This window comes from Exiguobacterium sp. s28 (assembly GCF_018618135.1).
Taxonomy (GTDB): domain Bacteria; phylum Bacillota; class Bacilli; order Exiguobacteriales; family Exiguobacteriaceae; genus Exiguobacterium; species Exiguobacterium mexicanum_A.
Genome location: NZ_JACSLL010000006.1, coordinates 1 through 12,510, shown reverse-complemented (window position 1 = coordinate 12,510; position 12,510 = coordinate 1). Strand labels below are relative to the sequence as shown.

The window sequence follows — 12,510 nt, the reverse complement described above, 5'->3', positions numbered from 1 at the left end:
ATGAGGTCTCCCCGCGCCGGGTGACCTCGTTTTTTCATTTCAGCTCGCGATGCAGTTCGCGGTCGGTGATATAATCCGGCTCGAGTTTCAAGATGACCCGGTCGAAGGCACGCTGGAGGCCAAACATCCCCATGCAGAGCGCTGCGAACAAGATAAAGAAGGACGGACCCGCCGAGCCGGAATCGTACCATCCGAGAAGCGCGTACAGCATGACCAATCCGCCTAACGTCAGCCAAAACGGCAACCGGACGAGCCGCTGATACGTCGCATTGTCGTTGAACGAGGCCCGGATTGACCCAAGTTTCCATTCGCGAATGGCCAACGGAATGACGCCGAGAAAACCGAAACCAAGCAAGAGATATTCAGATTGTTCGACCGTCCGGATGAGTGTCCCGGTGATGATGAAAGAAGCGACTGCTAAAATGATGGCCCAGCGTTGACTTTGTTTTGCGTAGTCAACAAGGCGCCGGATATGTTGTTCACGTCTCATGATTTGGACTCCTTTTGTGATTGTTAATCTGTGTACGAATCTTTCTTATAATCGGTTTCAATTGAGCGTTATACGTTTAATTTTTACAGGAGAACTCAAATATCACAAATTGATGAAAATTGTGATTTTGAATTAATTTTCTCAATGGTCCAATAAAAGTACATGAAATTTTTACTTTATATCGGGTATTAATTTATCAAGGAGATGAGCTAATGTGAAAGTACAAAAAGGATTCAAATTTAGAATTTATCCGACAAAGGAACAAGAAATCTTGATTATCAAGACACTCGGATGTTCCCGCTTTGTCTTCAATCATTTCCTTGCAAAATGGGAAGAAACGTATAAGACAACCGGGGCAGGACTCTCTTATAGTTTGTGCTCTGAAGAACTACCTTCTATGAAAGATGAGTTAAAATGGTTAAAAGAAATTGACAGCACAGCTTTACAGTCCTCGTTGAAACATTTAGCAAATGCATACGATCGTTTCGTTAAGAAAAAAAATAACCCCCCTCGTTTTAAATCGAAGCGAAATCCACTTCAGTCCTACACGACAAACATTCAAGGCAGTTCACAAAACCCTGATTTATCAATCAATGGGGACCAACTAAAATTACCAAAATTGAAATGGATTCGTTTCTCAAATTGTAGGAAGGTTGAAGGACGCATTATCAATGCTACAATTCGTAGAACTGCTTCGGGTAAGTACTTTGTATCTCTTTTAGTGGAGCAAGAAATAGAAGAGCTACCAAAATCAGGATCTTCAGTAGGGGTTGATGTTGGCATCAAAAACTTCGCAACCTTATCTGATGGTTCATTCTACAAAAATGAACGGTATTTTAAGTCGCTAGAGGCGAAACTTGCACGCGAGCAGCGGAAGCTGTCACGTCGGCAATTAAATGCTCAAAAAAAAGGTATAAAATTGTCTGAGGCGAAAAATTATCAGAAACAAAAGCTTAAAGTTGCCCGCCTACACGAGAAAATCGCCAACAAGCGTAATGATTTCCTGCACAAAGTTTCGACTCAAATCGTCAAAAACCACGACGTAATTGGAATCGAAACACTGCAAGTAAAGGATATGCAAAAAAATCAAAGTTTCAGCAAATCTATTTCAGACGTTGGCTGGTCAAAATTTCATCGCATGTTAGAGTACAAAGCAAAATGGTATGGCAAACAGCTAGTCAGGGTCGACAAGTCATTCGCCTCTAGTCAACTTTGCTCCAGTTGTGGCCACAAACACGAAGATGTAAAACACCTCTTCCTACGTCACTGGAGATGTCCAAGTTGCGGAACCCATCACGACCGAGATATTAACGCAGGAATAAATTTAAAACAAGAAGCCGAGCGTATACTAGCTTCTTCAACCGTTGGGACAACGGGGGTAGCCTGATTATGTTCTGACCCCTAGGTTAGATCAGCCAGGAATCTCTGACCTCTCGATGTATGGAGGTAGAGAGCGTTCAATTGACGCAAACCCAAAAAACTATTTTAAAGAAGTATAAATGATAAGAAATGTCATTAGAAGTGAAAAATTATCACTTGTGACAAATTTAAGAAATCTGAATATTTGTAAATGTAAGCGTTGACATTTTGTTTTGGCACGTGCTACATTTCAAGTATCAAATAACAACTGAACGGTCTCCTGCGCAGGAATGTTACCTTTAGTGGGCATAACCTGACTCGAGTCAGATGGTAGACGTGATTTCACGTATCTCATCTGACACGGGTCAGGTTTTTTATTTGACGCGAACGTAAAATCCAATGGAAAAGGAAGGTATGGACATGAAATACGAACAGCTCGCACGCGACATTATCCAGCAAGTCGGCGGCAAAGAGAACGTCAACAGCGTCGTCCACTGTATCACCCGTTTGCGCTTCAAATTAAAAGACGAGAGCAAGTCCAACACGGAAGCCCTCAAAAACATGGATGGTGTCGTCACCGTCATGAAGAGCGGCGGCCAATACCAGGTCGTCATCGGCAACCACGTCCCCGACGTGTATAAAGCCGTCGTCGAAGTCGGCGGTTTCCAGAACCAGTCACCGATCGAAGAAGAGGAAGGTCCGAAAGGATCATTATTCAGCCGGTTTATCGATATCATCTCTAGCATCTTCACCCCTGTCCTCGGCGTCTTGGCCGCGACCGGGATGATTAAAGGGTTCAACGCCCTCTTCGTCGCCCTCGGTTGGCTCGACGCCACATCCGGCACGTATCAGCTGTTGAACGCCATCGGCGACTCGCTGTTCTACTTCTTCCCAATCTTCCTCGGCTATACGGCCATTAAGAAGTTCGGCGGCAGTCCGTTTATCGGGATGGCCATCGGGGCGGCGCTCGTCTATCCGACGCTGTCGACGCTCACGGCCGGTGACCCGCTCTACACCGTTTTCGCCGGCACCATGTTCGAGTCACCGATCCACATCACGTTCCTCGGTGTGCCGGTCATCTTGATGACGTATTCGACATCGGTCATCCCGATCATCATCGCGGCGTTCTTCGCAGCGAAGCTTGAGAACTTCTTGAAGACGGTCATTCCGGACGTCGTCAAAATGTTCATCGTCCCGCTTCTTACATTACTTATCATCGTCCCGCTCACGTTCATCTTGATCGGACCGATCGCGACATGGGCCGGTATGTTGCTCGGTAGCGCCACGGTCGCCGTCTACAACTTGAGCCCGCTCGTCGCTGGTCTCTTCCTCGGTGGCTTATGGCAAGTGTTCGTCATCTTCGGTTTGCACTGGGGACTCGTCCCGGTCGCCATCAACAACTTGACATCACTCGGCTCGGACCCTGTACTCGCACTCGTCTTCGCAGCTTCATTCGCGCAAATCGGTGCCGTACTCGCAGTCTTCCTTCGCATTAAAAATCAAAAGATCAAAACGCTCAGTATCCCGGCCTTCATCTCAGGCATCTTCGGCGTCACCGAACCGGCCATCTACGGGGTCACGCTTCCACTTAAAAAACCGTTCATCATGAGCTGTATCGGTGGTGCCGTCGGTGGTGGAATCATGGGCATCATGGGTACACAAGTGTATATGATTGGCGGACTCGGCGTCTTCGGTTACCCGTCGAACATCTCACCGGAAGGACTCACGACCGGCTTCTACGGATCACTCATCGGGACGGCCGTCGCCTTCGTTGTCGGTTTCGTCTTGACGTACTTGTTCGGTGGCGTCAATAAAGCGGTCGCCGCAACGCCACAACCAGAAGTCACACCGGTCGCAGAAGAAGTATCAGCGACAAAAGTCGACCAAGAGCAGATCCTCAGCCCACTCGCAGGCAACGTCGTCAACTTGAAAGACATCTCGGACGTCGCCTTCTCATCCGGTTCACTCGGCCAAGGCGTCGCCATCGAACCGACGGAAGGCAAGCTTGTCGCCCCGGTCTCGGGCACGGTGTCCGCCCTCTTCCCGACGCATCACGCCATCGGCATCACGACCGAGACGGGCGCTGAGGTGCTCATCCATATCGGCATGGACACGGTTCAGTTGGAAGGCAAACACTTTAAAGCACACGTCACGCAAGGCGAGTTCGTCGAGAAAGGACAGTTGTTGATCGAGTTCGATCTCGACGCGATCAAACGCTCCGGCCGTGCCCTCACGACACCGGTCATCGTCACGAACCGGAAAGTGATTTCACCGAACAAAGCGTCACACGTCCAAACGGGCGAAACGATTTTCGTCATCAATGAATAATGTGGGAGGGCCTGTCCCTCCCCTACTTTAGAAAGGATGGATTTAATGAGTTTTCCAAACGGATTTTTATGGGGCGGCGCTATCGCCGCGAACCAAGCTGAAGGTGCGTACTTAGAAGGCGGCAAGGGCTTGACGACGGTCGACTTGTTGCCGACCGGGAAGAAGCGGTTCGACGTCATGTTCGGCGACTTGCCGTCACTCGAGCCGGTACCTGGTGAGTTTTATCCGTCACACGAAGCAATCGACTTCTATCACCGCTACAAAGAAGATATCGCGCTGTTCGCCGAGATGGGCTTCAAGGCACTCCGCTTGTCGATCTCATGGGCCCGCATCTTTCCGAACGGTGACGACGCCGAGCCGAACGAGGCCGGTCTTCAATTTTATGACGATGTCTTCGACGAACTGTTGAAGCACGGTATCGAACCGGTCGTCACGATCGCCCACTTCGACGTACCGGTCAGCCTCATCCAAAACTACGGCAGTTGGCGCGATCGCCGCGTCGTCGACTTCTTCGAGACGTACGCGACGACGCTGTTCACCCGCTATAACGGCAAGGTGAAATATTGGATGACGTTCAATGAGATCAATATGCTGCTGCACTTGCCGTTCATCGGCGCCGGTCTCGTCTTCGAGGACGGTGAGGACAAGCAGCAAGTGAAATATCAGGCGGCCCACCATCAGCTCGTCGCGAGCGCGAAAGCGGTCAAGGCGGCGCACGCCATCAATCCCGACATGCAAGTCGGCTGCATGCTCGCGGCCGGTCAGACGTACGCCTACTCGTGCAACCCGGACGACGTCTTGGACGCGATGGACAAGGACCGTGAATCGTTCTTCTTCATCGATGTCCAGTCGCGTGGCGAATACCCAGGCTATGCCAAACGTTTCCTCGACGAAAACGGAATCACGCTCCAAATGGAAGACGGCGACCTCGAGCTGTTGAAACAGCACACCGTCGACTATATCGGCTTCAGCTATTATGCGAGCCGGACGACGAGCACGGACCCGGAAATCAACGCATCGACCGAAGGCAACATCTTCAGCTCGCTCGAGAACCCGTTCCTCGAGAAGTCGGAATGGGGTTGGACGATCGACCCGACCGGCTTCCGCATCACGGCGAACCAACTGTACGACCGCTATCAGAAACCGCTGTTCGTCGTCGAGAACGGACTCGGTGCCGTCGACGCACCGGACGCGAACGGCTACGTCGAGGACGATTACCGCATCGACTATATGGCGAAACATATCGAACAGATGCATGAGGCCATCAAGGACGGCGTCGAGATTCTCGGCTATACGAGTTGGGGCCCGATCGACTTGGTCAGCGCCTCGACCGGCGAGATGAAGAAACGTTACGGCTTCATCTACGTCGACAAGGACAATGAGGGTAACGGGTCCCTCACCCGCTCGAAGAAGAAGAGCTTCGATTGGTACAAGCAAGTTATTGCGACAAATGGTGAAGAAGTGACGCTTGAGGCGTCGGTAGAGAAATGAGAAAAGCAGCTTCGGCCGAATTGGCTGGAGCTGCTTTTCTCATTTACAAATTAGTTATCAAAATTTCTGGTTTCTAAATACTCTTCAAACTCATCCTGACTATCAACGAATGACGGTAATTCGTGACTCTCAGCACAACCTTCGCAATAGTATGTCTTATTTTCGTATTCATCTTCGAATTCAGTTGAATATTCAGATACGACATACTGTTTACAATCATCACAACGTACTATGTCTTTTCCTTTCAACCGTTTTGTCAAACATGTTTCACAAATTTCGAATTCTGATACGTCATCAATACTTACTAAGACTTTTACTTCTCTTTTGCATTCGTCACACACCTTCATAACGTTTACCCCCTTTAAGCTTAAAGTTCTCCAGTTTCTAGATACTTCACCAACTCCAAATCAGTATTAAAAGCTGACAATTCCATTGAAGAATTAGAATTCATTCCTCTTTGATGAATTTGCGCTTCAAGTTTGTTATCGCATTCTTGTTTATGAACAGTGTAACCTGCAATATATTGACCTTTTACATTTCTTTCAATGACTACTAACGCATTCTTTTTATCATAAATTTGAGAATTACAACTATAACATTTGAAATAATTCATTTAGCTCACTCCTCTGAGAGTTACATTTAATAAACTTTCCAAGTATCTATTTCAAGTCGAAACGTCGTGTTGAAACTATAAAGTTCCTTACTGAACTATACTAGGTTTCATGCATGGTGTTCTTAACCGGTCTTCTTTGAGATATATCTCTTCTCGACAACAGTTGCTTCCAATAAAAATAGTTTTGTTATTGTTCACTTCTCAGATACAACTTTCTATGCAAATAACATCGATTAAGGAATTACTACTTTTGTAAAAAAAGTAGTAATTTAAAAACACTTATTTAAAATTTGTTGTTATTATATATGTATCAAATAAAAATCTTAATTACAAGGAGGAATTTAACATGAACGCTTTCGGTACTCACCCAGGAAGTTTAATAAAAGAGCGAAGAAAAGCTTTAAAGATGACGCAATCTCAGCTTGCAGAAAGAACCGGTATTCATAGAAGTAGTATTATCCGTATAGAAAAAGGTGATCCTATAAATCAAGAAGATTGGTTTGATAAAATTGGTGAGGCATTAAAGTTTTCATCTGAAAAATTAAAAAATAATTATGAATCTTATTTTCAAAAAAGCTCACTTGAATTCAATCCTTTATCATACTCCTTAGATGATTTATTTAATTTTATGAGAGAAGAATCAAAAAACAATTGGATAAGCGAATTTATTAATCGTAATGATGGTGATTATGAAATATTTAGTGTAAATCAACCAATGCTCTCGAAATACAGAAATGGTCGTGTTTTAATTGAGCGATTTCAAGTTGCTATCCACTTACTTACTTCTGCCCTCATACATCCAGAAGTAAGCCATGACATTAAAGAAATTAGGCATAGTTCTTTCAACATTAGTTCATCAATTGATTCTTGGAAAAAACTCAAAAATGACTCAAACCTCACTTTTAAAGATATGAAGGAAAATTATTCCCAAATACTCGAAGATACCCGCAAAAATTACTCGTTCTTCTTGAAAGAATTGCTAAATAAAGCTTCTAATCATTACTGGTTAGCATCAAATTTAAGTCACCCATATGAGATTGGGAAGCAACCAGCAAAACTAATTGAAGAATATGCTGTGGAGAGACTTTATGACTTTACTGAAGATGTGTACAGAATGTATATTGCGACTGATTTCATTATGAATGTTTTAAATAAGGTGAGCATATATGAACTAACTGACGAAAGAAAAATTTCAGAATATCTGAAAACCATGCATCCTGAACAGTTATTTGATTGATAACTTATTCGTTTGTGTACCTCGTTGTGTATTGCTGACACTTTGATTTTTCGAGCGTTTAAGAAATTAAAAATTAAGCCCACCATATGATAAGTTTAATTTTTTAATAGAATAACACTTTATGTACCACATCAATAGATGTCCTAGAGTAATATGATTCCCAGAGATTCAGCTCAGCTGGATACACCAACTTGACGCCGGAGATGGCAAAACGCTGCATGGACCTCGGCACACACGCCGTCGTCGACGGCGGGGCCATCACGCGGCCACAACAGATTACGGCGCGGTTTGAAGAGGCTATGTCTTTTGCTGTCACTCCAAAATAAGCAAAAACGTGCTTCGCTCCGATTAGTTAGAGTGAAGCACGTTTTTTATTGGAAGTCGGCTCTTGCCGTCAACGGATAATCCCCTACCTCCCACGTATGGTCTTTCTGAAGCGTCGCATCGGACACTAAGAAATAATCGTACCCGACTTCATCTGGACGGTTCGGCACCGGGTCGTTCCAAGTCGTGTCCAAGTGATACCAAGCACCATCGAGCTTCACGAGATTCCATGCGTGTAACCCGGTCTGGACCTCACCTGCAATATATTTCGCTTCCACCCCCGCCGCTTCTAACAACAATAACGTCGTCAAGGCATATCCTTCGCACACCCCTTCGCCATTAAACAGGATGGAGTAAGGCGTGTACGGACTCGCTTGGCTATCTAAATTGTAAGCCGTGTTCAAGACGACATAATCGTTTATGTACTTCACTTTCTCAAAGTCGCTCAATCCGACTGGCATCTCCGCGACGACTTGGTCGACTCTCGCTTCAATCTGTTTCGCTTCCTCGATGTTCATATCGTAAGCCAACTCGACATCCAGGTCGATATAGCCGCCATGATCGCGATACTCGGTCTCTCCGCCGCGTGACAGGCGGAACACGTAAATATGGTTTATCTCGAGCCAGTCCCACGCCTTGTCCATCGTCTGTTCAAAATCTCGACTTTTGCCGATATAGCGAATGCTGAACGTTTTATCGAATTGACTCATATGATAGGCGAGTGCCTGACCGAGCTCCTCTGGTGATGCGACTTGCGCCGGCAACTCGAACGTCTCGTCGAGAATCGTGGCCGATGAACTCGCCACTTGTGCTGAACCGGGCCAATCCATCGTTTGCACCTCATGATAGGCCGCATACCCGCCGACTAGACTCACAGTCAACATCATCAACACCAACGCGCTCCGTCCCGTCACCGTCACCGAAGACCAGATGGCCGAGCGTTTGTTCTTAATCAACCGATTCAGCTCATCGCTCACAAGTTGCTCCAACTCGGTTCGCTTCATCTTCACTTTCGAATGGACTTGAAACACGACTGTTCGATATACCGGGTCGAGCAGATCAAACTGTTGGGCCGGGTGATGCTCTGCATGTTTTAATTCATCGCGAATCCCTTGAAGTTCTCGTCGCAAAGCCCGATGAACGAGTCTTGTAGCACGTCCGGTCCTGAACAAAAGCACGGCCACTCCTCCGCTTAATCCAACAATCAAGATATACATCATCATCTTCACCATAGCCGCTCCTCGCATCGTTGTTTACCAGCTAGAATATTTTCCCTACCTGCCATTCTCTATAAGTATATAATAACTGTATAAACAATATATGGAAGGTGATATTTGATGAACATTAATACATATTTGAAAGAATACGCCCACACCTTACTTGGCGATGGTACACATATCGCGCCGAATGTACCCGATAAAAAACTGAACGGGGCCATTAAAAATTATGCAGAAGACGCGCTCCCGGAACACGTCGTCGTCTTGTATGATTCAACGCTCTTCAAAAGCGGCAAGGAAGGCATGCTGTTTTTAGGGGACCGCTTCTACTTCAAACCGTTGCTCGAAAAGCCGATCTGCGTCTACTACAAAAATTTACAGCGCGTCGATTTGGACCGCGAAGTCACGTATAAGAATGATAGGCGAAAAGAGAAACTTCACATCGTCATGCACACCGAGCAATACGACTACAACCTGTCCGACAAACTCGCAACGTATAACGTCGAAGGCGTCGTCGAGTTATTGAACGGCATCGCCGCCTTGAAAGACAAGGAAGACGAACTCGTCAACGTCTCACAGGTCACCCCACTCGCCGACTTGCCGGAAACGTATAAGCTCACCTATTTAAAGGTATTGGCTAATTTCACGTTCGTCGATGACCAAAAGATTGACGCCCAAGAGTATAGCGAACTGATGTCGCTCGTCACCCGGATTCATCTCAGTTCAGACTATCGGTTGCAACTACGGGGCTACTTGAGCAATCCAGACGAACATACCCCGACGATTGCGTTGATTGACGAGTTACGCATCTTGTCGACGACCATCGACTTCTCCATCGTCGAGAAATCGTTATTCAAAGACTTACTCTATCTCTTCAAACTGAAGCGTCCCCTCTCGGCTTGGTTCGAGAATAAATTCCTTGAAGAGTTGAAAGAGGTTCTATCCATCTCGCGCGAAGAAATCGAACTCATCTCCAGCGCCATCCAAAGCGACGAGGACATTTTGACATTCCGCAAAAACGACTCAGAGATCGCCAAATCGATGAAAGACTTGGCGGCAAAAGCCGCCGCGGTCGGCGTCCCGCTCACAGCCATCTATTTGTCGGGTTCGGTCGTCGGATTGAGCGCGGCCGGTTTAACGTCTGGTCTGGCCTCCCTCGGCATGGGTGGACTTCTCGGCTTCTCGAGCATGTTCACGGGCATCGGGGTGTTGGTCGTCATCGGAGTCGGCACGTACCAAGGTCTGAAAAAAATCACGGGCATGAAAGACATCGAGAACAACAAACAACGCGAGTTCATGCTACAGGCCATCATCCGCAACACGCAGCAAACCCTCAACTGTCTGCTTGAGGACATCAATGAGATCTCGAATCGACTCGTTGTCGCGATTCAACAAGGGAACGCCAACTCGGAGAAAATCAACCAGCTCTCGAACATGTTGCAAATGCTCAGTCAGAGTGCCCAGTTCAGTGCCGACAAACAAGTCCACTCTCAAAAAGAACAAATCATCACGCAGCTGCCTCCGAAACTGAGTACCGTTCGCTTAGACGAGTTGACGTCGAAACCGACGTATCAAAAACTATGCGACTACGTGTATGCGTGCTATACACCGCAACCGATTCAGCTTGATGATTTGACGTTCAGTTCCGAGGAAGAGCTCGTCTTAAAAGAGAGGCTCACCCTAGAAGAATTGGAACAGTTACACGAATCGTTCCAAGCGATAGGCTACTTTGAAATGTCAGGCGGCGGTCTGGCGGAAGTGACTGGTGGGGCGAAGCGTCTTGTCAAAAACGTCTTCGGTGACAAATGAAACAATCCGAACAAGACATGATTGATAAGGCAAAGGCGTTACTCGTCCAGCAACATCAAGCCGCAAAGGCCGAGCAACGATTAGGTGACATCCATTCACACTTGAATCAACTTGAAGACACGCAAGATGCTCAATCGGCAGCCCTCGACAATTTGTTCGACGACATGATGCGACTCATGAATGGACAGGCACCACAGACAGCGTCACCTCAGTTGGCGCCGTTAGCTGTTCCGACATTCGACGACTTGGAACCAGTCCAAGTCTCGGACGTCTCTTGGGATATGTATTTGGCCGAACTCGATACGTATGCGGCACGATATGATGTGACCGGGCTCGACGATTCGTTCGCCCATCTGTTGACGGCACGACAGCGCCATAATTTGGCTACAACGTTTAAAGAAGAGTTCTTGCTGAAGGAAGCGGAATGTGACCGCTACGACTATATGATTGCGTCCTTCAGTGGTCTTGCCGCTGGATTGATTGACAGTTTCTTCGTCGGTTCTCCAACGGACAGCAAACTCCGGAGTTGGTCGGATGAGAAAGTCGACAACGTCGTCATCAAGTTTGCGAATCTCGTCTGGAAACAAGATAAAAAGAACGGGGCCCGCCTCCGCAAGCAACCGGATTCGATTGCGAGCGCCATCGGCTTTTTGGAGCGCCGGTTTAAAGTGAACTACGATGCGCGTTACGCACAGGATTTGAAGATGGGCGAAGCGACACTGAATATGCGTCCGTCGGACCACCATTTGAAATCGCTCGCCCACGCACCGGACATCATCGGCTTATTCTTCTCGCTTTTGGATCAGTTCACGGGCAAGGCGAGCTTCGTCTCGGACGGCCGCCTGCTTCGACTCGAACCAAAAGAAGACGGTACGCAGCGGTTACAAGGTGGGAACCTATTGGCCAAATTGTTCGCCGGGTTTGCCAACTGGTTAGGTCACCTCTTATCTGACGTATCAGGGTCAAGTGGTGTGCGCGGACACGACAACGGTCGTCGCGGCGCCGGTATCCCCCTCCCATTCTTTGAGCTGTTTCAATTCGCCGACTTTGGACAAGTTTCGCATATCGGCAAGACACTCTCGTTTGCCGACTTCTCGACGAAAGTGTTCGAGAGTGGATATGATGCGCGACACGGCGTGGCGATGGCAGTACCGGTCGTGTTCAACGAACTCGTCATCCGCCTGCTTTGGGGATTGAAGAGCCTGTTTTATCACAAGAACGGCTGGCTTGAATCGATTCCCGTCGGCAACAAACCGACGCTTCGGAAAATGCTGCTCGTCGGTCACGGTGCGCTATGCCTGACCGATGGAATGGACGCCTATATCCGAAGTGGCAACGTTCCGATTTTATTTGCGACGCGCTTGAACTACGTCGCCTGGAGCCGCTTCGCGTTCGCCTCGATGCAAGAACTGAAGCATGTGCTCGGGAAAGACGTGTACGACTGGAAAGCGGTCGATACCCATCTTGAGCAAGAATGGAAGAAGCTTAGCGGTGAATATTACTAAGTACACATTCAATGAAAAAACACCTGAAACTTTGGCTAAATGAACAGCCTGTGTAATGCAAAATAGGAGTGCAGAAGTGTGCAACGGAAACGTACACAACTCTGCACTCCTATTTTAGAAAAGAAAAAGGACTTGCC

The 12,510-nt window shown here is 47.3% G+C and carries 10 protein-coding genes and 1 pseudogene; 7 read left to right on the top strand and 4 right to left on the bottom strand.

Annotated features, from left to right (window positions below; genetic code table 11):
* Positions 1 to 34: 34 nt before the first annotated feature.
* Entirely contained in the window at positions 35 to 490 is a 456-nt protein-coding gene (locus KNP78_RS08030; protein ID WP_214823596.1) for a hypothetical protein, read from the bottom strand.
* A gap of 214 nt (positions 491 to 704) precedes the next feature.
* Between KNP78_RS08030 and tnpB the strand changes: the two genes are divergently transcribed.
* From tnpB to KNP78_RS08015, 3 genes are all read left to right on the top strand, one after another.
* Positions 705 to 1,877 (top strand): IS200/IS605 family element RNA-guided endonuclease TnpB, encoded by a 1,173-nt coding sequence (tnpB, locus tag KNP78_RS08025; protein ID WP_214823595.1) that lies wholly within the window; start codon positions 705 to 707, stop codon positions 1,875 to 1,877.
* Positions 1,878 to 2,269: 392 nt separating this feature from the next.
* Positions 2,270 to 4,177: a beta-glucoside-specific PTS transporter subunit IIABC gene (locus KNP78_RS08020; protein ID WP_214823594.1), complete on the top strand. Its 1,908-nt coding sequence runs from the start codon at positions 2,270 to 2,272 to the stop codon at positions 4,175 to 4,177.
* A 36-nt stretch (positions 4,178 to 4,213) separates the two neighbouring features.
* The gene (locus KNP78_RS08015) at positions 4,214 to 5,668 is read left to right on the top strand and encodes a 6-phospho-beta-glucosidase (RefSeq protein WP_214823593.1); all 1,455 of its coding nucleotides are present in this window, start codon (positions 4,214 to 4,216) and stop codon (positions 5,666 to 5,668) included.
* Between the two features lie 50 nt (positions 5,669 to 5,718).
* Here KNP78_RS08015 and KNP78_RS08010 read toward each other — a convergent pair whose 3' ends face one another.
* Entirely contained in the window at positions 5,719 to 6,015 is a 297-nt protein-coding gene (locus KNP78_RS08010; RefSeq protein ID WP_214823592.1) for a hypothetical protein, read from the bottom strand.
* A 20-nt stretch (positions 6,016 to 6,035) separates the two neighbouring features.
* Positions 6,036 to 6,281, bottom strand: coding sequence for a hypothetical protein (locus KNP78_RS08005; RefSeq protein ID WP_214823591.1), 246 nt, complete (start codon positions 6,279 to 6,281; stop codon positions 6,036 to 6,038).
* 346 nt (positions 6,282 to 6,627) lie between these two features.
* On the opposite strand from KNP78_RS08005, the gene KNP78_RS08000 reads away from it, so the two are divergent.
* Positions 6,628 to 7,518, top strand: a complete 891-nt coding sequence (locus KNP78_RS08000) for a helix-turn-helix domain-containing protein (RefSeq protein WP_214823590.1) — start codon at positions 6,628 to 6,630, stop codon at positions 7,516 to 7,518.
* A gap of 191 nt (positions 7,519 to 7,709) precedes the next feature.
* A pseudogene (locus KNP78_RS07995) lies at positions 7,710 to 7,844 on the top strand (N-acetylmannosamine-6-phosphate 2-epimerase); the annotation flags it as partial.
* Between the two features lie 45 nt (positions 7,845 to 7,889).
* Here the strand turns inward: KNP78_RS07995 and KNP78_RS07990 are convergent.
* Positions 7,890 to 9,065: a transglutaminase domain-containing protein gene (locus tag KNP78_RS07990; protein ID WP_251128506.1), complete on the bottom strand. Its 1,176-nt coding sequence runs from the start codon at positions 9,063 to 9,065 to the stop codon at positions 7,890 to 7,892.
* Between the two features lie 114 nt (positions 9,066 to 9,179).
* Between KNP78_RS07990 and KNP78_RS07985 the strand changes: the two genes are divergently transcribed.
* Positions 9,180 to 10,868, top strand: coding sequence for a hypothetical protein (locus KNP78_RS07985; protein WP_214823587.1), 1,689 nt, complete (start codon positions 9,180 to 9,182; stop codon positions 10,866 to 10,868).
* Positions 10,865 to 12,373: a hypothetical protein gene (locus KNP78_RS07980; protein WP_214823586.1), complete on the top strand. Its 1,509-nt coding sequence runs from the start codon at positions 10,865 to 10,867 to the stop codon at positions 12,371 to 12,373. Before KNP78_RS07985 ends, KNP78_RS07980 begins: the two co-directional genes overlap by 4 nt.
* Positions 12,374 to 12,510: the final 137 nt, after the last annotated feature.